The sequence below is a fragment of the Leptospira koniambonensis genome, assembly GCF_004769555.1.
Lineage (GTDB): Bacteria > Spirochaetota > Leptospiria > Leptospirales > Leptospiraceae > Leptospira_B > Leptospira_B koniambonensis.
This window is the reverse complement of the sequence record NZ_RQFY01000012.1, coordinates 93,007-115,058: the sequence shown is the minus strand read 5'-3', so window position 1 is coordinate 115,058 and position 22,052 is coordinate 93,007. Positions and strand designations below refer to the sequence as shown.

Annotated in this window: 18 protein-coding genes; 12 read left to right on the top strand and 6 right to left on the bottom strand. The window is 39.3% G+C overall.

What is annotated here, in order from left to right; translation table 11 throughout:
• Positions 1-8: 8 nt before the first annotated feature.
• Positions 9-1,475 (top strand): adenylate/guanylate cyclase domain-containing protein, encoded by a 1,467-nt coding sequence (locus EHQ52_RS18400; RefSeq protein ID WP_135616787.1) that lies wholly within the window; start codon positions 9-11, stop codon positions 1,473-1,475.
• 46 nt (positions 1,476-1,521) lie between these two features.
• Here EHQ52_RS18400 and EHQ52_RS18395 read toward each other — a convergent pair whose 3' ends face one another.
• Both EHQ52_RS18395 and EHQ52_RS18390 read right to left on the bottom strand, forming a co-directional pair.
• Complete coding sequence (locus EHQ52_RS18395) at positions 1,522-1,980, bottom strand: VOC family protein (protein ID WP_135616784.1); 459 nt, start codon at positions 1,978-1,980, stop codon at positions 1,522-1,524.
• 70 nt (positions 1,981-2,050) lie between these two features.
• On the bottom strand, positions 2,051-3,136 hold the full coding sequence (locus tag EHQ52_RS18390; protein WP_135616782.1) for an endonuclease/exonuclease/phosphatase family protein: 1,086 nt from the start codon (positions 3,134-3,136) through the stop codon (positions 2,051-2,053).
• A 149-nt stretch (positions 3,137-3,285) separates the two neighbouring features.
• Here EHQ52_RS18390 and EHQ52_RS18385 point away from each other — a divergent pair, with 149 nt between their 5' ends.
• Positions 3,286-4,311, top strand: coding sequence for a hypothetical protein (locus tag EHQ52_RS18385; protein ID WP_208653536.1), 1,026 nt, complete (start codon positions 3,286-3,288; stop codon positions 4,309-4,311).
• Between the two features lie 18 nt (positions 4,312-4,329).
• Here the strand turns inward: EHQ52_RS18385 and EHQ52_RS18380 are convergent, their stop codons facing one another.
• Complete coding sequence (locus tag EHQ52_RS18380; protein ID WP_135616780.1) at positions 4,330-5,280, bottom strand: alpha/beta hydrolase; 951 nt, start codon at positions 5,278-5,280, stop codon at positions 4,330-4,332.
• Positions 5,281-5,537: 257 nt separating this feature from the next.
• Between EHQ52_RS18380 and EHQ52_RS18375 the strand changes: the two genes are divergently transcribed.
• The 3 genes from EHQ52_RS18375 to EHQ52_RS18365 all read left to right on the top strand — a co-directional run bounded on the left by EHQ52_RS18375 (position 5,538) and on the right by EHQ52_RS18365 (position 9,135).
• Positions 5,538-6,923: an MFS transporter gene (locus EHQ52_RS18375; protein ID WP_135616778.1), complete on the top strand. Its 1,386-nt coding sequence runs from the start codon at positions 5,538-5,540 to the stop codon at positions 6,921-6,923.
• Positions 6,924-7,625 carry an acireductone synthase gene (mtnC, locus tag EHQ52_RS18370; protein WP_135616777.1) on the top strand — a complete coding sequence of 234 codons (702 nt, stop codon included), beginning with the start codon at positions 6,924-6,926 and terminating at the stop codon, positions 7,623-7,625. It begins immediately after the preceding gene.
• 232 nt (positions 7,626-7,857) lie between these two features.
• Positions 7,858-9,135 (top strand): tetratricopeptide repeat protein, encoded by a 1,278-nt coding sequence (locus EHQ52_RS18365; RefSeq protein WP_135616775.1) that lies wholly within the window; start codon positions 7,858-7,860, stop codon positions 9,133-9,135.
• A 72-nt stretch (positions 9,136-9,207) separates the two neighbouring features.
• Here EHQ52_RS18365 and EHQ52_RS18360 read toward each other — a convergent pair whose 3' ends face one another.
• A complete protein-coding gene (locus EHQ52_RS18360) occupies positions 9,208-10,344 on the bottom strand; it encodes a putative glycoside hydrolase (RefSeq protein WP_135616774.1) in 1,137 nt (378 codons plus the stop codon).
• 92 nt (positions 10,345-10,436) lie between these two features.
• Here EHQ52_RS18360 and EHQ52_RS18355 point away from each other — a divergent pair, with 92 nt between their 5' ends.
• From EHQ52_RS18355 to EHQ52_RS18320, 6 genes are all read left to right on the top strand, one after another.
• Positions 10,437-11,363, top strand: a complete 927-nt coding sequence (locus EHQ52_RS18355; protein WP_135616772.1) for a histone deacetylase family protein — start codon at positions 10,437-10,439, stop codon at positions 11,361-11,363.
• 518 nt (positions 11,364-11,881) lie between these two features.
• On the top strand, positions 11,882-13,921 hold the full coding sequence (locus EHQ52_RS18345; RefSeq protein WP_135616768.1) for a 6-bladed beta-propeller: 2,040 nt from the start codon (positions 11,882-11,884) through the stop codon (positions 13,919-13,921).
• Positions 13,918-15,939: a tetratricopeptide repeat protein gene (locus EHQ52_RS18340; protein WP_135616766.1), complete on the top strand. Its 2,022-nt coding sequence runs from the start codon at positions 13,918-13,920 to the stop codon at positions 15,937-15,939. Before EHQ52_RS18345 ends, EHQ52_RS18340 begins: the two co-directional genes overlap by 4 nt.
• Before the next feature lie 35 nt (positions 15,940-15,974).
• Positions 15,975-16,466 carry an SRPBCC family protein gene (locus tag EHQ52_RS18335; protein ID WP_135616764.1) on the top strand — a complete coding sequence of 164 codons (492 nt, stop codon included), beginning with the start codon at positions 15,975-15,977 and terminating at the stop codon, positions 16,464-16,466.
• A gap of 499 nt (positions 16,467-16,965) precedes the next feature.
• On the top strand, positions 16,966-19,374 hold the full coding sequence (locus EHQ52_RS18325; protein ID WP_135616760.1) for a TonB-dependent receptor: 2,409 nt from the start codon (positions 16,966-16,968) through the stop codon (positions 19,372-19,374).
• 8 nt (positions 19,375-19,382) lie between these two features.
• A complete protein-coding gene (locus tag EHQ52_RS18320; RefSeq protein WP_135616758.1) occupies positions 19,383-19,772 on the top strand; it encodes a hypothetical protein in 390 nt (129 codons plus the stop codon).
• Position 19,773: 1 nt separating this feature from the next.
• Here the strand turns inward: EHQ52_RS18320 and EHQ52_RS18315 are convergent, their stop codons facing one another.
• Positions 19,774-20,220 (bottom strand): methylglyoxal synthase, encoded by a 447-nt coding sequence (locus tag EHQ52_RS18315; protein ID WP_135616756.1) that lies wholly within the window; start codon positions 20,218-20,220, stop codon positions 19,774-19,776.
• Between the two features lie 93 nt (positions 20,221-20,313).
• On the opposite strand from EHQ52_RS18315, the gene EHQ52_RS18310 reads away from it, so the two are divergent.
• Positions 20,314-21,120, top strand: a complete 807-nt coding sequence (locus EHQ52_RS18310; RefSeq protein ID WP_135616753.1) for an FcpA-related putative periplasmic flagellar protein — start codon at positions 20,314-20,316, stop codon at positions 21,118-21,120.
• 67 nt (positions 21,121-21,187) lie between these two features.
• Here EHQ52_RS18310 and EHQ52_RS18305 read toward each other — a convergent pair whose 3' ends face one another.
• Positions 21,188-22,024, bottom strand: coding sequence for a hypothetical protein (locus EHQ52_RS18305; RefSeq protein ID WP_135616751.1), 837 nt, complete (start codon positions 22,022-22,024; stop codon positions 21,188-21,190).
• Positions 22,025-22,052 lie beyond the last annotated feature (28 nt).

The following is a 22,052-nucleotide window of genomic DNA, read 5'->3' as shown; positions in this document are numbered from 1 at the left end:
CGGAACAAGTGGAAAAGAACGAAACTTCGAAAGAACAAAATACTTTTTTCGAGCAAGAATATAAACTTCTCTCGGACGCTCAGTCTTTTTTAGAAGATTCGAATACCAAAGAGGATCCTAAACAAAAGTTAAAAACGATTATAGGATCCTACGAGTCTCTTCTCAAACAATCTTCAAAGATCATGAAGATCGGGGATTCCACCCAGCATAGACTTCTCAAAACCCAAGAAGCATTAACCGATTCTAATATAATGTTAGAGGCCGCTTATATGGACCTCAAACTTGTAACAGAGATCGGTAAGATAATCACTTCTTCCCTCGAACCTAAAATCATTATACAATCAGTTTATGAGAATACTAAGTCAATCGTTCCAATGGATGTTCTCGCATTCGGAACTTACGACGAAGAAAAAAAAGAGATCAAATATAAGTTTTGCGTAATAGACGGAAGATATGTCCCGGCTCCTTCCGTAGATTCTTTAGAAGAGGATAACCCTTCTTCTTATTGTGTAAAACAACAGAAAGAACTGATCACCTTAGATATTGAAAAAGATTATCCAAATTATTTATCAGATATCAGAAAACATTTCGGAGAAAATTCCCAATCAGCATTATACTTCCCCCTAAAGGTAGAAGAACGTCTGATCGGAATTCTTACAGTTCACAGTTATTCTAAAAATGCATTCCAACCAAATCAGCTGAATATTCTCAGGACATTGGCAAACTATGTTGCAATCGGTGTGGATAACGCGGATGCCTATAGAACTCTTTCCAAAAGAAACAAAGAATTAAAAGATTCATTGGAAAAGATCGAAGTTTTAAATAAGAGTATAGAAGAAGAAAGACAGAAGTCCGAAAATCTTCTCTTGAATATTCTACCCAGAAGTATTGCGGATCGTTTAAAAGGAGGAGAAGGAGTTATCGCAGATTATTTCCCTTCTTCTACCGTACTTTTTGCTGATATAGTTGGATTTTCTAAATTAACCACTAAGATCCAAACACCGACTAGACTAGTAGAGATCTTAAACCGTATTTTTACAGAATTCGATGTGATCGCCGACAAATATAAATTAGAAAAAATTAAAACAATAGGCGATTGTTACATGTTAGCAGGAGGTATTCCTGTCCCAACGGAAGACCATGCTCATAAAGCGGCTCAGGCAGCTCTCGACATGATACATCGTTTGAACGAATTAAAACCTGAGTTAGAATTCGAGTTTAATGTTCGGATCGGTCTTCATACCGGAGAGGTTGTTGCCGGAGTGATCGGAAAGAACAAATTCGTATACGATCTCTGGGGTGATTCAGTTAATACTGCTTCTCGTATGGAATCTCATGGAGCAACCGGAAGGATCCATGTTTCTGAATCTGTTTATCTTTCCTTAAAAGATAAATATAATTTTGAAGATAGGAATGTAATCGAGGTAAAAGGAAAAGGCCCGATGCATACTTACTTCCTGCAGGGAATTAAGTAATTTTAATATAAAAAAGGATCTCCCAAGAGATCCTTTTTTTTGATCTTCAGCCTAATGCTTCGATCACTTCTTTAGGAGCTTGCACAAGCTCTACAAGAACACCTTCTCCACAAAGTGGAAATTCTTCATTTCCTTTTGGATGAATAAAAGTCACTTCATGACCGCCAGCACCTTTGCGGATCCCTCCTGGAGTAAAACGAACTCCTTGAGCGCTTAGCCATTCTACTGCTTTGTGAATATCATCAACCCAAAGTCCAATATGATTCAATTTAGGATCATTCACTTTTGGACTTTTGCTTGGATCCACAGGCTCCATGATATCTACTTCTACAGCGTAAGGACCTTTGCCCATCTGTAGGATATCCTCATCTACGTTCTCTTTTTCACTTCTAAAAGAACCAATGTTTTGCAATCCGAGAGTATCTACCCAAAATTTTTTGAGTTTATCCTTACTATCTCCGCCGACTGCGATCTGCTGCACTCCCAGAATTTTAAACGGTCTCATAATGCCCTATCTTTCGTTTTTTTCCAAATTTTTGCCTTCTAAGAAAAGAGCAAGGATTTGTCCGAACAGATTAACGAGTTTCTAAGGAGAAGGTACCTTCTAAAGGAAGATGATCACTGGATTCTAAGGCGTCTCCTTCTTTTAAGACTTTATATTCTTTCTTAGTTAAACCTTTAGAATAGAACATATAATCAATGGTCCTATCAGGCTTTGCGATCTGAGGATCGTTAGGAACATGAGTGTAAAATTTTTCCTGATTAGATCCGTTCAATTCTTCTAAACTTGCGGTAGAATTCCATTTTTTGAATAATGGAGAAATTTCCTCGTCGTCGCTATAATAATAAGCCCCGTTAACATGTAATTGTTTTCTGGAAAAACCTGGAGGAAGAAGATTAAAGTCTCCTGCCAAAACCCATTCCGATCCTTCTGAATCCAATTTTTCCAATAATTGGCCTATAAATGCGACCTGTCTTTGCATTGTATCCGTTCCCATGGAGAATGCATCCAAATGTGTATTCAAAAGAACCAAAGGTTGTTTATCTTTTACATCTATGGATGCTTCTAAGATCGCACGTTTTAATTGTAATTGTTTAGTGATCGGATCTGCGGGAGGAGTAGGAAGTTGGTGGCGAGAAGCAGAAAGAATTTTATATTTACTGAATATAGTTAATTTCATTCCAACAGGGCCCATAATCTTTGGATGAGGAACAAATCCTGCCTTCCAATAAAATGCTTCTGTTTGGCAGGGGTATTTATCAGAAAGCAAAGGAAGAATTCTTTCTGACTGATTTTCAGAATACGTTTTTTTAGCTCCGTCATCCACTTCTTGGAATAGAACAAAATCAGGATCTCTTTCTGAGATCACATTCGCAACTTTTTTGAGAGTAGATTCTATCTCTTCTCTGGACGGGCCAGTATCTGGTCCAGTTTCATCCGGAACATCATACCAAAATACACGATTCCTTCCTGCAAAGTATTGCACATTCCAAGATAGTACCTTGATCGATTCGGAAGACTCTAGGCTTGGAGCACCTTCTTCACATTTTACTTGTACTGATTCCAAATCGGATGGATGGAATGTGGAAAAATAAACTAACAGAAGTAATAACGCGAAAACACTTAACAAAACCAGAAGGATTCTTTTGAATAATTTCAAGGCGGCCTCTTTCTATTTATATCACTCTTGGCCTTCCTTTCTAACGAAATTCCCCACATTCGTCCACAATTTTAGAGTTTTCAGATACAAGAATCAGAACGGAAAGGCTTTCCCTTTTTCAGGGGATAAGAAACATTGGAATCGATCCCATGCAGAATAAATTTCTAATCCTATTCTTTTCTCTTTTTATATGTTTCAGCCTATCTCCCTTATTCGGGGAGGAACTTGAACTACAGATTGTCCTTAAAAATGGAAGTACAGGCGGACCAGGGTCCGCAGAAGGGATCCGCCTCTTCGCCTTAGAAAGACAGATGATGCCTTTGCCTCTTCCTGACCAGGGTCCAGTAAGAGGAAGTTTTAAACTTCCTAAGATCAATGCTCCTGATGGACTTCCCATTCTGCTACAAGTGACTTATAACGGAGTAAATTATAATAAGATGATCCCTCCGGTACCTATGATGAGGTCAAGGCCACAAGAGGTAACAGTTTATGATAAAACTCTGGATCGTTCCGTAGTAAAAACAAAATCCCTTCTTCAAGTAGTACGTGAAAAAGAAGCATTAGTAATTTCTAAAGTATCTATCTTAACTAATAATACCATTCCTCCTAAAAGTTTCCAAAATCCCAACGACCCTCTAGAAGTTTATATACCTGAAGAAGCTTTAGAAGTAAGCGCTCAATTGACCCAGAGCACAAACAAGATGGCGATCCCAATCCAACTGACTAAAGGAAAAAATGGTTGGGTGATTGATAGGGCAATCCTTCCAGGAACTTCTCAGTTATTTGTGAGTTATGTGATCCCTTCGAGTACCCTATCCCCTACTCACTTCAAAGACAGATTATTATTCGAGAACCAAGAAGGAGAGAAGGTGATCTTCTCCAAACCTAAGGATATGCAGGTTTCTTTTATTGGGCAGAAGGGCACACGCCCTGTTTCTGTGGATGCCCCGCCGGACGTGAATTCGAATATAGTTAGTTATGCGGGACCTCAATATGAGATCACTTTTTCTGTAATCGGTGGAGAACCAATCAACGAGACCGCAAATCAGGAAAGAGAGATCAATAACGGAAGTATATTCGTTTCTACTGAAAAAACGATTTATGGTGTGATCGGAATTCTTTCTTTTCTGTTCTTCCTTTCTTTTACGATTACCTATAGATTGAGAAAAGAATAAATGAAAAAGCAGGCTTAGTTACTTCTTCTTTGCTGCTGCTTTCTTTTTGGGAGAAGGTTTCAATTTTGTGGCCTTCTTCGCACTGACCTTTTTAGCAGATGATTTTGCCCTTTCTGGGACCAAAGAATCCATAAATTCTTTGATATCCTTTAGGACCTTTTCTCTTTCTCCTGCAGGTTCGTTCATAAGTTCATGATAGAAACCTTTATAGGTTTTCATTCTTTTATTCTTATAAACCAAATGATTATAAAATTCCAAACTTCCGGCAGGATCGGCGATCCCGTCAGCCAAACCATGTAGAATTAAGATAGGAGTTCTTAAGATCCCGGCCTTTCTATTTGCAATTGCACCTTGTTGGAACAATTCATAACCCATAGAAAATGAAATTTTACCGTGAACCATAGGATCATCGATATAAGCTTGGACCACTTCTGGATCTCTACTTACCAAATTTGTATCCAGGTTCGCGTCCAGAGTGGTAGAAGGTGCGATCTTACGTAAAAAACCAGCCACAGAGATCTGGAATCTTTGGACTGGTGTAGTAGGGATTTTTAATGCAGAAGAACAGGCAACAACTCCATAGATATAATCCTGGTTGATACCTTCCAAAGCGTAGCGGATGACCACTACTCCACCCATAGAATGTCCTAAAAGTAGGATCTTATCCCTATGTTCTCTTTTGCGAACCTCTTGCACGAAGTCAGCAAGATCATCTACAAATGCTTCGAAACCGGAAGCATGACCTCTTTTGCCTTCCGATTTACCATGACCTCTTAGATCCAAACCGTAAAAGTTAACATCGCTATCCTTAAAATATTGGATAAGGTTGGAATACCTACCGCTATGTTCTCCGAATCCATGACAGAAAACAATTACACGATTGGCTCCGGATTTGGTCCATGCTTGACCGTATAATTTGGTATTGTCTCTGGAAGATTGAAAGAAGAACTCTTTATGTTGGTAGGCCATGCTGTTTGGCTCCAGTTAGGTTAGGGCGGCATCCCTCGTAGTCGGACCGAAGCTATAGACAAGTAAACGTCGGGTCAAGTATTTATTCCAAAACAGAAGAAAGAGGATGTTCTAGGACGAAAATCGGACCTTTCTTTCAAAGCCCTCACAGTAAAATCACATTTTCGTTGCCGATTCCTTTTCCCCTCACCAATCTGTCGCTTTACGTGCTTCTTATAGAAGCCGACATCAAACAGAAACATAGTGGAGAGAATTGGATGTCTCAACCGACCTCGGAAAAAAGCCTGCTTCGATATTTCGGATTAGGCGAACTTGCCGCCCATGGAGGAAACGCGATCCTCGCCTTTTGGATGATTATGGGAATGGCCTTCTTTCTATTCGCGGACCAAAACCTGATCGCGCCAAACCTCAGAAACATAGCAGGCTCTTTCGGGATCACTGACCAACAAGAGATCGATTGGAAATTGGGAGGACTCATCCCAATCTGCTTCTTCGTTTTAGGAGGATTTGTTTCGGTTTACATGGGTTATCTTACTCAAAGATTTCCTAGAAAACCTTTGGTCATCGGAACAGTATTATTGGGAGAGATCCCTTGCCTTCTTTCCGGATTCGCAAGAAACTACGAAGAATTTTTAATCCTTAGAACTCTAACAGGTTTCGGATTGGGAGGAAGTTTCCCTCTTCTATTCTCCTTAGTAGCGGATTATTTTTCAGACAAGTCCCGTTCCACTGCCGCAGGATATTTATCTCTTTCCATGGGACTGGGAGTAGGCCTCGGGCAAATAGTGGGCGGAACTTTAGGAACCTCCGACCCGATCAACGGATGGAGAGACAGTTTTATTTATATGGCTGCGCCTTCTTTCTTATTCATGCTGATCTACGGATTATTCTGTAAAGAACCTGCAAGAGGAGGAAAAGAGAAGGAATTGACAAATGTATCCACCGACGTGAACTCAGAAGCTGTTCGCTTAACATGGAAGGATATTAAAACTCTATTTTCTACCAAGACCAATATTGGTATTTTCATGCAAGGTATCCCAGGATGTGTTCCTTGGGGGGTATTCTTCGTATTTTTGAACGATTATTACGAATTCCATTATGGAATGCCTAAAGACTCCGCTTCTGCAATGGTCATATTTGCTGCTGTTGGGATCTTTATCGGAACCTTTTTCGGCGGAGTTGTAGGCCAAAAAATATACGATACGAACAAAACATTCTTACCTATCTTCTGCGGTAGTATGATCCTTATTGGGATCTTGCCTACTGTATATCTATTACACGCAGGAAGTGTTGCAGGAAGTTCTGCATTCATTTTCATTAATATACTTACAGGTATTATTATATCCGTAACAGGACCGAATGTAAGAGCGCTTATTATGAATGTGAATCCTCCAAAAAGTAGATCTTCTATGTTTGCTCTTTATAATCTTACGGACAATTTGGGGAACGGGCTCGGACCTGCAATGGCGGCATTGATCCTTACAGTATTGCCGGATAGAACACAAGCATTTACGATCGCGATCCTTTTCTGGATACCTTGCGGACTGGCTTGGCTCTATATCCTGAAAAATTTCAAACACGACGAACAAAAGATGCACGAAGAATTGGCAGCAGAAGCTAGCAGGATCAAAAGGACAGCTTAATTGGAAGAACAAAACACCGAGTTATATTTATTTGATATAGAAGGTACAACCACGCCGATAGAATTCGTGCACAAGGTTTTATTCCCCTACTCGGTCCAAAACTTTCAATCATTCTTCTCTGAAACCTCGGCGGAAACAGTCTTCGCCGAGGCACTCATCCTCGCTTCCAAAAATGAAAAAGAATATACGGAACAAGTTTCCAATTCTCCAGAATCACTTACCAAATTTTGCAAATACCTAGTATCCAAAGATCGTAAATTAGGAATTTTGAAAGAGATCCAAGGAAGGATTTGGAAGAAAGGATATGAATCAGGCGAACTCAAAAGTACAATTTTCTCAGACGTTCCTCTCTTTTTAGAAAGGATCAAAAAATCAGGAAAACGTGCTGCTGTATATTCTTCGGGAAGTGTAGAAGCCCAAGTTCTGATCTATAAATACTGCGAAGCAGGAGACCTAACAGTATATTTCGAAAACTATTATGATACAGCGGTAGGTGGAAAAAAAGAAGCTTCCAGTTATACTAAAATCGCCGAAAAACTTTCTTTGCCTCCAAGTTCTATTGTATTCTTCACGGACATAAAAGAAGAAGCGGATGCAGCAACCCAAGCTGGAGTTCGACCTATTATCGTTTCTCGGCCAGGGAACCATCCTCAGGCGGAACATAAGTATCAAGTGATAGAGGACTTTAGCAAGATCTTGTAAAATCACAAAAGAATTCGCAAATACGAATGCGACAGCAATGCGCAGACCTTTAGTCCGGGCTTTGCCCGGATGAGCGCGAATGCGCGAAGTCGTAGCAGCGCGGCCTGAGCGGAGCGAAGGAGTCGCCCAAGTCTTAAATTTACAGATCTTATATCAAATTAAAGATTCCATCTTCGTCGAAATCGTTTAAATTCTTATATTGGTCGGCTCCAATCCGGCCGAAAATAAAAGTATGGCCCTAACCCGACCTGTAATCATACTATTACTCTGCACTTTTTCCTCTTCTATCTTCTCCAAAGAATTCGTGTATGCGTTCCGAGATGTGGGAATGCCCAAAAACACAGGTAAAGATGGAATGCCAAGAAAAGAAAAAATGGTCTTAGTCGGGGAGACCATTATGTTCGATAAGGTCAAACCAATCGAATACGAAGGTAAATACAAAAGATTCGAATTGGGATACGACACAAGACCTGATATAGTCACTGTAAAAGTGCATCACGACCCAGGGATCCGCCCGGGACAGATACTCTATTTGATCGAAAAAGATTTTGATCATGAAACATTCAAAGACGGAAGTATCGTAGGACAAATAGAAGTTAAATCCATCTTCCAAACCGCATTCACAGGAAAACAATTAAGAGGTGTTGGATACTTAGGAATGGCAAAAGAGAAGGTACTGACCGTTGCCTATCCAGTCTCTTCCGAATTAAGCGGACCTGCACTCGTAGAACGTAAAACTGGAGATTATCATTTCACAAGAGATGAGATCCCAGAAGCAATCCAATCTTTCCGCAAAGCAATTCGTTTAGATCCAATGTCTCCAGTGCCGCATTACAGATTAGGAATGTTATACTTGAGCGAGGCAGGAGTAGATTCCAAAGAACCAGTATGTTCCGGGATCCTGCCGATGAGCGCGGGCGCAGAGTTTTCTTCTGCGTGGAAAAAAAGATCCAGATTTGATTCAGACCAAGATTTGATACGATTTTCCAGAGAATACGTTTCCTTTTTAAATTGTAAGTCTGATCAGGCTCCCAGCTTTTCCAAAAATAGTTTTGTTCCGGAAGAATTAGAAAGAGCACAAGAAGTGGCCAGAGAAGGATTCAGACTTTCCAAAACAGATTATGAACTTCTGATCAGAAGTGCAGAAACCTATTATAAATTATACACTTCTTATTCATCCAGCAAACGACCTAAGGGAAGTGTCTCTCCAGAAGAAGAGCCTAAACTCAGAAATCGCCAGGAAAAATCCTGGGAAATAGCCCAAAAACTTTTGAAAGAAGCAGCTCTTGATAATATCACAGACTATAGACTTCATAGATTGACTTCACTTCTTTACGGAAAGAGATATATGGAACTTTCAGGTGGAGCAAAATCTACTACGATCAGCGAAGAAGCAACCTTCTTGAGAACAAAAGCAGTAGAATCTATCCAAGCCTATAAACTTCATAGGCCTAAGAATGTTCCCGGAGATAAGGATCTTCTAATATTAGAAAAAGATCTTGGACTTTAATTGTTGTGTAGGAATTCCTACACTGGACTATACCCTGCGTGTTGGAATTCCTACATCGCGATCAAAACAATATTAATCCTCGATCTTTAGTTTCCCGCTCTGGATACTTTCTTCAATCGCTCTGAAAGTATCTCCATATTTACCTACGATATTCCAAACGACAAAACCATCGCTATCGCTGTCCACACTTGCTTCTATCTGAGCCTTGATATAATCTTTCAAAGATTTACCGGAAGGACCAAGACTCATTCCAAAACCTTGGATCCAACCTACAACTTTGGTAGTTGATAAGGATCTTTTTCTAGTATTCTTCAAACCATCATAAACAGTTTGGTAAGGATTTGCGATACGACCAGGTTGGCCATAAAAATGAGAAGGATATAACATAGGATAGATAACATCCACAAGCTGAGCAAAATTTTCCACCTTCTGCCCAATCTGATCATCTCTGTTAAAAGGAATTCTACCAAAAATATCCGCACCTAAGTAAGGAAGTTTTTCGCACTGATTTGCTTCTCCACGAATACGAGTCACAATTTCGTTGATATTACTATATTTTTCCTTCAAAGAAAGATCTATATCAGTTATATCTGCATAACGAATATAATCCAATTGCACTTCTGGAAATCCGGAAAGACATGCCTTTCTAACATAACCCAAAATTGAATTTAATCTTTCAGGACTAGGATATTTAGTCTTAAGGCCACCGTCAAAATTTACGAGTCTTCCTACAGGATAGAAACCCATTCCCTTAATACGAGAAATCTCTTCCGGAGAGGGAGTTTTAGGTTGGAGATCGATCACTAAAACATTTACACCATAATCGGAAGCATCCTTCAATAAGGACTCCCATTCATTCTTACGAGACTTATCAGAAACCAAAGAATTATTCACATAAAGACCACGGTAGAATTTGGGACGATCTCCGTAGGCGCCCTTCTTCGCTGGACTTGTAAAAAACTTTTTAAGTTTCTCTTTGGGAGCCTCCTTTTCGCTTTCCATCTGCGTGTTTCTGGAAGAAAGTCGTATCTCACCTTTCTTCTCTTTTTCTTTGGAAGCAGCTTGGGGTTTGGTCTTACTATTTGTAGAAGATTCTAAAACAGGAATTTCCTTCTTATTAGAATTCTCCGGATAAGGGATTGTGAACTCTGCACAGACCGGAAAAGCGGTAAGAACTAAGATAGGAAAAAGTGAAAACGGTTTGCGCACAAATTTACTCCGGATCTATAATATAATATCGAACCGGAGACCTCGGTACTTGTCCTCTTTGTAGGACTTCCAACAAAAAACGGGAGAAGAAAATGAAACTCGGCTACGCCTATGACGATACATTTTTATTGCATGATACCGGAACATTCCATCCTGAATCCCCTCAAAGATTGGAATCTATACTCAATCGACTACATAAGACCTCCTATTTTAAGGATTTGCATTGGATCAAACCAAACAAGCTGCCATTAGAACTGATCGAATCTGTACATAATAATAGACATAGAGAAAGATTTTCAGTCATCCAAGGTAAACGAGGAAGTTTCGACGGAGACACACCCTATTCAGAATCTAGTTTTGATGCAGCACTCTTGGCAGCAGGAAGCGGAGTGGACTTAGTAAACAAAATAAGATCCAACGAAATAGAATCAGGGATCGCACTTGTAAGACCACCGGGACATCATGCAGAAACAGGAAGGTCTATGGGCTTTTGTTTACTGAATAATATTGCAATCACCGCAGGTTATCTACTCACACAAGGAGTTGAAAAAGTTTATATATTGGATTGGGATGTGCACCACGGAAATGGAACCCAAGAAATATTTTATGACTCAGACAAAGTATTTTTCACATCACTTCATCAATATCCATATTATCCAGGAACAGGTTCAGTCCATGAAAGAGGAGAAGGAAAAGGAGAAAACTTTACATTAAATATCCCATTACCAATGGGTTCTGGAGATAAAGAATACTTCCATTATTTCCAAGAAATAGTAGTGCCTTCTATGTTGGACTTCCAACCAGAGTATGTATTAATCTCCGCAGGCTTTGACGGACATAGAAGAGATCCATTAGCAGGCATGAACCTAAGCACTAACGCATTCGCAGAATTTACACGATTAATATTAGCCGCAACAAATCAGATCGGTGCGAAAACTATATCCTTCTTAGAAGGAGGCTACGACCTCGACGCCTTGGCCGAAAGTGTGGAGGCCCATATAGCAGTCCTCGCTGGCTAACGCCCATTTCTTTTATTTCCGCCCGAAAATTTCCAGAAAAAATGCCTCTTCCCACCTGCTCAGGCCGATATGAAAATCATGCAGGAATATTCCTCAAACACCGACCTGGCCCTGCGATTCAGAAACTACGTGATTCTATTGGACCGACTGATGAGAGAGGTCGAAGAGGAACTCCAACAAAATCAATCCGTCCGCAGCGAATGGTCCGAATGGCATTCCAACTGGAAAAACGCCTGGCTTTCCCCGACGGGCAACTCCCCTTCTTCCAATCTAAAAGAAAGATTCTCAGTTAAAAGAAGACTCGGATAATTTTCAGGGCGGCTCTTCGCTTCGCTCAGCCGGGCTACTACGGGTTCGCGCATTCGCGCTCATCCCTTCGGGACTAGCGCCTCCGTATCCCTTCCGCAGCAACCCGTTGCCTTAAATTGATTGCAGGATAAGTAAAACCCTTATAGAAGGCCCGAAAAATAGGTTGAAATTATGTCTCTTAAGCTATTCTATCGACTAAGAGGATTAGAATGGGGAGACGTACGCAAACAAAACTTCTAGTTTTAGTTCTACTCTTAGGAATTCTCACGCAATCCGGATGGTCCGAGCCCCTACCTAATTTCGGACTGAAAGAAAAAGAAGCCAGGACATTTTTTAAACGTGGCCTGGCCTATTATAACAAGGGAGAATTCGCGGCGGCAAGAGAAAATTTTGTGCGCTCTCTTTCTATCAAACCAGATTTCGTTCATCCTAAGTTTTTTCTTTCGGAAGCATACTATCTAAGTGGAGACTGGCAGGAAAGTCTTTCCGAATTAGAACAATTAGAATCTTCTAATAAACTTGATTTAATAAGTAAAAATCGTTTAGACGCTCTTAGATACAGACTAGGCGGCGGAAATAGAAAAGATAATTTAGAATATTATAAATCAATTTTCGGAGACGATCTAAGAAGATTTCGTTTTAGAAATCCTTCAGACTTAGCCGTAGATGAAGAAGGATATCTTTACGTAGTAAGTTTCGATACAGCGAACGTAGTCAAATTTGATGCGAACGGCTTTCCAGTTGAAAATTTCAAAGGTTCTTTCGGTAGAAATTTAGAAGGACCAGTCGGGATCAGTATTCGAGGCAAATCAATCTTCATTGCTGATTATGCTGGTGATAAAATTTTCGAATTTGATACCAGGGGCACTTACGTAAATCGTTTTGGTTCTACTGGAAAAGACCCAGGAAGTTTTCACGGTCCGGCTGGGCTTTATTTTACAAAAGAAGGATTTTTGTATGTTTCCGATATGGGGAATAATCGGATCCAAAAACTTTCCAGAACAGGAGAACCTCTCCAAGAAATAGGCGTTGGTATCTTAAAACAACCTGCTGGTATCAAAGTTAATAATCGTGGGGAAATTTTCGTAGCGGATCGAGGAAACAAGAGACTAGTCGTATTCGATCATGAAGGGAACTTTTTAAAAGAGATCAATAATCCTTCTTTTAAAAAACCTAGAAATCTTTCTATCAAAGATAATAAGGTAGTCGTGGCAGATGAAACCGCAGGACTTTTTATCTATGACTCCGTTTCTAAAACTTGGTCAGGTTTTGATAACTTTAAGGATTCTAAAAATACAGTCCGAAATTTCGACCAAGCATTCTCAGTCACTTTTGATTATACAGGTTCTATGTTTGTTGCTGATTTTAATAGACATAGGATTGAATCCTTTTCTCCTAAAGGACAACTTTCTTCCAACTTAGATCTAATTGTGGAAAGAACGATCAGTTCTGATTATCCTGATATATCTTTAGTCCTTCATGCAAAAGATAGACATGGAGTCCCGGTGAAAGCAATTCCTCGGGATTCATTCCGAATCTATGAGATGGATAATCTTTCTCCTTTGATCGGTTTAACCGACATGAAAAAGTATAATAATAGGATAAGCGTTTCTATCGTTGCAGAAAATTCACAGATCGTATCTGAATCTTATGCTACAATTGAGAAAGCAATCCGTCCGTTTTTATCAGAGATCAGAGTAGACGATAAAATCCAACTTCTCCGTTCTGGAAGAGACACACAAACCGCCTACCCTTTCGGAAAAAGTATGTATGATATTCTGAAAGCGTTACGCTCCTTTGTCCCAGAAGAAGAATCTCAAATTGGAAAATCTCTCCAAAGAGGGATTACAGATCTTTTAGATAGTTTAGGTCCAAGAGCAATCGTCGCAATCGTTTCAGGAAAAGATTCTAAGGCAGCATTCACACAATTTTCTCCAACAAAGATCATTCGTTTCGCAGTCGCTCATGATATTCCGATCTACTTTCTTTGTTTAGGGGAAAATGGAGAATCAGTTTCCGTGTATAAAGAGATCGCGGAAAAAACGGGAGGAAAGTTCTTAACAATTCCTTCCGGAGGAACTGAGAAAAATCTAAGAAGTTGGATCGATTCCAAAAAAGACAGAAGGTATCTTCTTTCTTTCAAAAGTAGGATCAATCCATCAGGAATGGATGTCTATGTCCCTGTGGTTGTAGAAGCCATATTTAGAAATTCTAATGGAAAAGCGGAGACCGGATTTTTTACGCCATGATATTCGGATCCAAAATCTCAAATAAGTATCTGAACTTAAAATTTCTTTTCAGGAATTTTGCAGTTCTTTTTGTTTTATCTTTTTCCTTCTCACTTTCTTCCAAACAAACCATAGATTGGATCAAAGAAGGAGAAGGCGCATTAGCTTCCAGAAATTATCCTGCTGCTTATGATTCTTTCAGAGAAGCAGTGAACTTAAATCCTTTATCTGTTCGCTCTAGATTGGGACTTGCAGATGCAGCATTAAAACTTCATAAAGAAAAAGAAGCGCTGCAGTCTTTAGACAAGGTCTTAGAGTTAGAACCTAAAAACAAAAAGGCCGTCCGTGAAAAAGCGATCACACTTGCAAAATTAGGACGTTATGAAGAAGCATTTCTAATCCTAAAACCATTCTTGGAAGAAGATAGATACGATTCTGATCTATTTCCAATCTATATAGAAGTTCAACTTGCTTCAGGAAAAACCCAAAAAGCCAGTTTCGAATTTCATTCTGCATATTCCAGGATCCCTAAAAATAAGGAAGTAAAAACCTTAGAAGCAAAGGTAGAAGCATTCGACGGGAACTTTACAAAAGCTGCATCTCTCAGAAATCAATTAGAAGCAGAAACTTCCGATGATCCAGGGATCTTTTTGGAATCCGGGAAATTTTTATTGATCTGGGCAGAAAAATCCCAAGGAAGCAAACGAGATTCTAAAATTGCAGAAGCAGCTGAAAAATTCGAAAGATCAGTTTCCTTACATCCTAACGAAGAAGAAGCACTTAAACTTTTAGCAAAAACCAGGATCTATTTTGGAAGATACCAAGAAGCAGAAGAATATTTAAACCGCTTATTAGGTTTATTTCCAAACTCCACTGAATATTTATATTTACGCTCTTATGCAAGATTGAAAAAAGATCCTGCCTCTAAAGAAGCTAGAACAGATTTAGAAAAATTGATTTCATTGGACGACTTAGATCCAATTGCAAGAAATCGTTCTGAATTGTATGCATTGGAAAACCTACCAGAAGGAAATTCACTCAGAAGAACCCTGGGGGAATACAGACTCCAAAGATATAGAGCCAATAAAAATGCATTCTTATATGATTTAGCTTGGTATCATTTGATCAGAGCTAAAGAACTTCTTCCTAACCGCCCTGAAATCCTGGTCTTAACATTAGAAGAATATAAAAGAAGAGGTCTTTTCCCAAGCTACTTCAACCTACTTTTACTTTTAAGAGATAAATTTCCAGATAATAAAAAATACGGATATTCTGTAGAGAATAACTTAGAAGGTTTTAAAACTTCCTTAAGTTATCGCGAGGGTTTGGTAAAGATCGGAGAATTTGGTATCCAAGAAGATTATGGCAGAACTCCTCCCGAAGTCCTTGTGTTCGATCCAGATGGAGAAGACTTTTTAGCAAAGCATACTGATCTTCCCGCTTTAGCAGGAAAAGTTCTTCGCCATTTCCTAAATTCTGATCCAAGAATACGCAATATCGATCTGGATAATATTAGAAAGTCCGAAAGTTTAGAATCAGAGCCTTATTCAGGTGCAATTCATAAAACGGAACGAAACTATTCTTCGATCAAGAACTCCAAAGGTGAAAATATTCGCTTTGTTGTAAGTGGAAAAATTTCCTTCCAAGATGGCAACTTACGCACAGAATGGAGCCTCAGGGATCATAAAGAAGAGAAAATTTTAGGAAAATTTAGGATTTACGCGAAAGGTAGAGATGCTCTCGCAGAAGCTACCTTAAGAGCAAGAGATAAGATCCTAACATTAATCCCTGCAAGTGGAAAAGTGCATAGAGTGAAGGAAGATTCGTTGATCGTAAATGCAGGAATAATAGACGGACTCAAAAAAGGGACCACTGTTTACTTCTTCAATTCAGCAACTTTACTTGGGGAAGGTACCGTAACCGAAGCAGATCTTTATACCGCAAAGGTAGTTCCGAAAAATCAGGATGCTGTTTTAAGAAATATCGCGGTAGGAAACAAAGCCTACTGGAAAAAGACGGAAAATCCTCCTACCAATTAAGTATATTCTGATTTATTAATGTTTTTGGAATTCTCATGATATTTATTTGTCGTTCCGAATTCGATTGTAAAGTTTCCGAATTATTTGGATTTCATGCAGGTCCAGAAGGATTTTCTTCTCTGGTAGGATCTTCTAAAAAAGCAGATATCATTTCCCCTCCTCCATCCTTGGAGCCTGGTTCAAAAGCAATTGTAAGAGTGAAAATTTTTCCAGGGATTTCTTTCCATTGGGTAGCTTTGCATACTGAATTAGATCCAGAAAAACGTTTCGTTGATATCCAAGAATCTGGGCCTTTTGCGAAATTTAAACATGAACATATCTTTATCCAAACAAGTGAAAATTCTTCAATCTTAGAAGATAGGATCTCTTGTAGCCCTCCTTGGTATGCAAATCACTTTTTGTTTGAATTCCTACTCGAGAAGACCATGAAAAATGAATTCCATGCTCGGCATAAAATCACTGCGAAACAGATCGGATGTAATTATAGGATCGAGTTCTGCGGAAAAACAAAAGAGCCCATGCCTTGAGTTCAGATAGAGGTGACCAAAAAATTACTTGCTTATTAATAACGATTTATCATTATTGAAAAAATGGGACCTTTAGTAGGAAGGCGAAAAAACGGGTTTAGATCCTTCTTTGCGCTGGCTGCTTTTTGCGGCGGACTCTTACTTACAAGTACCCACTCACATTTAGATATATCCGAAAAGGGGATATTTTCCAAACACTCTTCTAAAATTTCTTCGGACTCTTGCCTTGTTTGTATTCACACCCAAATAAACTCAGCAGCAGACTTCGTTCAAGGTCCGAAATCAGAACAACCCGTTCTTGAATATAACGAATTCATAATACATGAATTAATTCCTATTCAAAATTCCCAATCGGGAATATTTAGAGAAAGATCCCCTCCTTATTTTTCCTAATCTTATCCGTATCTATAGTTTTCGGCGGTTTTGGCATCTGCGATCCGCTTTGAATTTTATTTTGTATATGAAGAACCCGGCCTGAACGGCCTGGAGTTTAGGAAGAATGAAAAGTATTTTATATAAATTTAATTTATTACCTGTTTTTATCGGCTTATTTTTGCCTTTTTCAGAAGTTTTTTCCCTGGATGTGAATGTCAGAGGGATTCTTAAAGATTCGGAAGGACGTCCCATCTCGGGCGCCAAACTATTCCTTACCGAAAACAAGTTCGTGTCCAGATCAGGTAAGGACGGCAGTTTTGAATTCCAACATGTTTCCCCGGGAAATTACACGTTAGTTGCTTCTGCTCCAAACTATGAATTAAAAACCGAAAGATTCGAAGTAAAGGATCTAGATAAAGTTTTAGATATAGTTTTAAAACCTTCTCTATTAGAAGGTATAGCGATCAATGTTACCGCCAAAACCTTAGCTTCTGATTTTTTATCAACCCCACAGCCTACGACAGTTTTAGAAGGCAGACAATTGCAAAGATTGAGAGGACAGAACGTTATGTCTGCCTTGGAAAATACTCCAGGAACTGCAACCCTGACTACTGGCGCTGGAACTTCTAAGCCAGTGATCAGAGGTTTAACGGGACAAAGAGTTTTGGTAATGACCGATGGAGTAAGACAAGAAGAACAACAATTCGGCGACGATCATACAGTCGATTTAGATGCATTTAATATAGATAAGATGGAAATTGTGAGAGGTCCTGGATCTGTTCTTTATGGTTCCGACGCTCTAGGCGGTGTAGTTAATGTGATCCGTTCCAAGGCGCCTACTGCAAAAGACGGTGCCCCTCTTTTAGGAGGAACAGTTTCTACGAATAGTTTTTCAAACAATAAACAAGATGCAGGCGCGATCTCTCTTTTCGGTTATCATAAAGAAACCAACTTCGGATATAGAGTGCAAACCGATACTCGAAAAGCTGGAAGGATCACTACTCCAAAAGGGACTCTTCCTAATACAGGTTTTCATGAAAGAAACGTAAATGCTTCGATAGGGACCGATGGTTCTTGGGGGAATTTCTATGTGGATTCTTTCCAAAGATACCAAGAGCAGGATTTATATGATAATCCGAATGAATCTCCTGGTTCGACTGCATACCAGACTGTTCTTCATCAGAAAACTCATATGCACGCATTCTTCATTCTTCCTTACGTAAATGTAGAACTAGATGCGGCTTACCAAAGAAACAATCGTAGAGAGATTGAAGATAAAAATAGGTATATGCCGATCAAGGATACATTATTGGATCCTTCTATCGATTCTTTCACCAAGGCTGCTTCTGCTTATCAAGTGAATAAGTATGATTATAAACAGGGTTTAAACCTTTCTTTGGATACTACTACTGCAGATGCAAAAATCCATCACAAGGAATGGAAGGGCCTGAAAGGTACTGTAGGTATTTCAGGAATGCAACAAAGAAGTAATACGATCGGAACCGAACCCTTGATCCCAGGTTATGGTTTAAGTAATATCGGATTCTTCCTATTCGAAGAATGGAAACTGGGAGACTTTAGTTTTTCTGCAGGTGCTCGGACTGACAAAAGAAGTATGGACATTAGAGCTAACGCAGATCTCGGGAATTTGGAACAGACCAGAAATTATTCTGCAAGCACTGGAAGTCTAGGAACTGTTTGGAAATTTGCAAAAGATTTTTCTTTGGCTTTAAATGCTGGTAGAGGTTTTAGGGCCCCAACTCCTTTCGAATTATTTGCTAATGGTGTTCATGAAGGGAGCGGTAGATTCGAGATAGGTAAAGATAGTTTAAGGCCGGAAACTTCTTTAAACTATGATGCTTCTGTTCGTTTTGCAAACGATAAGTTCCAAGCAGAACTAAGTGTATTCAGAAATAAAATAGATAATTATATTTATTCTGTAAGTGCAGGCGCATTTGACTCCGATTCAGGGCTTCCCGTTTATAGATACAGGCAAGATGCAGCGAAATTAGAAGGTGGAGAATTTAGCTTTCAAGCCCAAGCGACTTCATGGTTAGTTCTCATAGGTGGTATAGATATCCTAAGAGCGACCATACAAAAAAATATTCCTCCAGAAATCACTCTGAATCCTGGAGCCACCGATCCTAATTCAGTATATTCTGATATTAACAATAAGTATCTTCCTAGAATGACTCCGAATCGTGCTCGTTTAGGTCTTAGATTTACTACTGATAAACTTTTTGGGATTTCTAAACCTTATTTCTCTGTGAACGGCACTTTCGTTCAGTCCCAGTATAAGGTAGATAAATTGGAAACTCCGACACAAGGTTATAATTTATACGATGTCGGTTTTGGCGGAGAAATTCCTGGTTTAACGAATGGAACTGAATCTGCAACCTTCGACGTAGTTATTCTAAACATTTTCGACAAAGAATATGTGAATCATCTAAGCCGTTATAAGGAATACGCTTTGAATCCAGGGACAAATGTCACTTTCAAATCGACGATCCCTTTTACTCTGATCTCCGAATGAGGAATTTTATGAATTTTAGATACTTTTCAATTTACATATTTATAATATTATTACTTGCATCTTGCACTTCTGACCCACAAACAAAAAAGGAGAAGGAGGATTATCAAAACCAGTCATTGATCTCCGCAGCATTAAATGGAAATCAAAGGTCAGATTGTGTTTATTGTTCAGATACGAGAGCTTTTGAGGGAAATTGTTCCTGTTATAAGCAGATCCCAGTTTTTTCCTGCGCAGGCATCCCTGCCGGCAAAGGTAAATCAAACTCTTATAAGATTTCCTGCGATGAGTTGGTAGAATTAGGGACTTGGAGCCAGGCTTCTTCTGATTCTTATTCTTGCAGTCATCTAACCTGCCCTCCCGAAGCGTATAGGGCAGCGTTTACTGAAGAAGGCAAATAACTCAGTAAATCGGAAGCCCTGTATTGTAATCGATTGTAGTTTTTTTATAAGATGTTGCGAGAAGGTCAGAAGAGATCAAGTAATCAGCTGACCTTCTATTATTAGCAATCGGAATATTATAAAGTACTGCAATTCTCAAAAGAGCCTTAACATCCGGATCATGAGGTTGAGCCGTCAATGGATCCCAAAAGAAGATTACCACGTCTATCTCTCCATCTACGATCTTCGCACCGATCTGTTGGTCTCCACCGAGCGGGCCGGACAAAAATCTATGAACAGGCAGATCCGCTTTTTCATGGACGATCTTTCCGGTTGTCCCTGTCGCATAGAGATGATGTTTGGAAAGTATGTCCTTATGAAGTTGTACCCATTCCACTAGATCTTCTTTTTTATTATCGTGTGCGATAAGCACGATACGTTTCGTTTTTGGGACCTCGGGGCTTTGCATATTTTGCTCCTAAATCAAATTCATCGGAAGGCTTTCCTAATGAAACCTTTTTTATAGTTTATCTCTCGAAGCGGTTTCCCGATCCTAGTGCTAATGAAACTCGTTAAGCTTTCATGCTTAAGATCTTTGCTTTTATTGCTACTGATCCCCTCTTCCTCCTTTCTATTTTCCCAAGAAGATCCACATGATCGCCCCAAAAGACTGGAGATCTTGATCCCTGAATCTGCAAAAGACGGCCCCTGGAGTGATGATCCCAACGAATTTAAGGACATTGATTTCTTAGGAGATTTTTCAGAAGGAAATTCCAAACAAGCATTAGAAAGAACGGAAGAATATTTTTCCGCTGCCTTGGATGGTTTCAGAAAAGTTTCGGACAATATCAAATCCAAAAGGGAAAAAGAAGAAGGTAAGGTCCTTGATTCGGAAAGATTCCCTTGGCAAAGAAAGACCCGATTGGAAAACGCTGAAAGAGTTTGGAATAGAGAACTCACCAAGGCAAGACTGGATTCAGTTAAAAATCTTTCTCTTGCGATGAAAAATCTGGATAAGATCGCAAACCCAAACATTAGGAAATCTGAATCTTTCTTAGAATTACAAGCTGGAGTTTATAGAGAATTTATCAAACACCAGTACGCTCTTAAAAACTTTAACCAGTCTGCAGAATTTTTGGAGAAGTATATTTCTCTGGATCCTAAATTTAACGATGAAGCGGAACCTCATCGTATTTTATCTCATTGTTACGAAAGACTTTATCTTTCAGCTAAGAAGTCCGGCCATCCAGAAGGTATGGACTATTATAAGGACAGAAGAAAGAAACACGGGATCTTATACGCTGAAAAAGCCTACGGTAGGAATTCCTACGAATTCAAAAAAGTTTTAGAATTGTTTGCGAGAGAGTAAAGATCCAGAGCTTGTAAGGACTACACAGTATATCAAACGTGTGTTGTCGGAATTCCGACAAACCGTTCTAATTATTCTCAGGAAGTCCTAATTCTTTTCTGAGACGTTTGTTTTCCTCGACTAGATCCTTGATCTCTTGTTCGGTGTATTCGAACAGTTTCGTATGAGCTTCGAGGATGTTTTTCATTTCGATCTCTTCTATGCTAGAATATTCCAAGGCTCTTTCTGTAGCTTTTTTCAGCTCAAGCGCATGTTTTAATTCCATAGTTTTAAGATTGTCTATGATCTCGGAAACTTTCAGTCTCTCATGAAGAGTTAAAAGCTCTTGGTTCTTAAGCTCATTCACTCTTTCAATTGCTTTATTGATATCTTCGTTGTTCTTCTTAATCTTTACTTCAAATTCAAGGATTGCATGAAGAGCTGCATTTGCCTTGTGAGTATCTTTATATTCTTTATTAGCGAGTTCGAAAACTCCCTCGAAAAATCCCACGTTCGCGAGGCAGCTATTCCCGATCTCATTAGCCACCATTTTGAAAAACTCAGTCTGGATCACTCTGTCTAAGATGATCCTTAAAGACCTTGGCTGGACCGGATTTTCTAAAACCTCAGTTTTACCTTTAGGGGAAAGTTTATTGTAAATTTCTTCAGCCTCGGGGGAGGAGATAATAGTAAGTGCAACGAATGGATGAAGTTCAAAACGTTTTAGGAAATCTTCCTTAATTTCAGACCATTCTTTCAAGTTAGTATTCACATAGAATACATTGATATCCTGGGCATCTAATTCTATCGATCTGTAGTCCTTTAACTGGACCTTACGTAATTCGATATTAATTCTCGGATGTTTCCATATATGTATGGGGAATTCAGCTCCGGAAGTAATGTGCCAAATATTCGCGGTTTTCAAAGCCGACTCTCCCCCTTACTCGACATCA

Coding starts and splice junctions, on each gene's coding strand:
- EHQ52_RS18310 (WP_135616753.1), top strand. CDS start 20,314: ATGAAACTCGTTAAGCTTTCATGCTTAAGATCTTTGCTTTTATTGCTA.
- EHQ52_RS18325 (WP_135616760.1), top strand. CDS start 16,966: ATGAAAAGTATTTTATATAAATTTAATTTATTACCTGTTTTTATCGGC.
- EHQ52_RS18345 (WP_135616768.1), top strand. CDS start 11,882: ATGGGGAGACGTACGCAAACAAAACTTCTAGTTTTAGTTCTACTCTTA.
- EHQ52_RS18375 (WP_135616778.1), top strand. CDS start 5,538: ATGTCTCAACCGACCTCGGAAAAAAGCCTGCTTCGATATTTCGGATTA.
- EHQ52_RS18335 (WP_135616764.1), top strand. CDS start 15,975: ATGATATTTATTTGTCGTTCCGAATTCGATTGTAAAGTTTCCGAATTA.
- EHQ52_RS18340 (WP_135616766.1), top strand. CDS start 13,918: ATGATATTCGGATCCAAAATCTCAAATAAGTATCTGAACTTAAAATTT.
- EHQ52_RS18355 (WP_135616772.1), top strand. CDS start 10,437: ATGAAACTCGGCTACGCCTATGACGATACATTTTTATTGCATGATACC.
- EHQ52_RS18315 (WP_135616756.1), bottom strand. CDS start 20,220: ATGCAAAGCCCCGAGGTCCCAAAAACGAAACGTATCGTGCTTATCGCA.
- EHQ52_RS18365 (WP_135616775.1), top strand. CDS start 7,858: ATGGCCCTAACCCGACCTGTAATCATACTATTACTCTGCACTTTTTCC.
- EHQ52_RS18395 (WP_135616784.1), bottom strand. CDS start 1,980: ATGAGACCGTTTAAAATTCTGGGAGTGCAGCAGATCGCAGTCGGCGGA.
- EHQ52_RS18385 (WP_208653536.1), top strand. CDS start 3,286: ATGCAGAATAAATTTCTAATCCTATTCTTTTCTCTTTTTATATGTTTC.
- EHQ52_RS18380 (WP_135616780.1), bottom strand. CDS start 5,280: ATGGCCTACCAACATAAAGAGTTCTTCTTTCAATCTTCCAGAGACAAT.
- EHQ52_RS18320 (WP_135616758.1), top strand. CDS start 19,383: ATGAATTTTAGATACTTTTCAATTTACATATTTATAATATTATTACTT.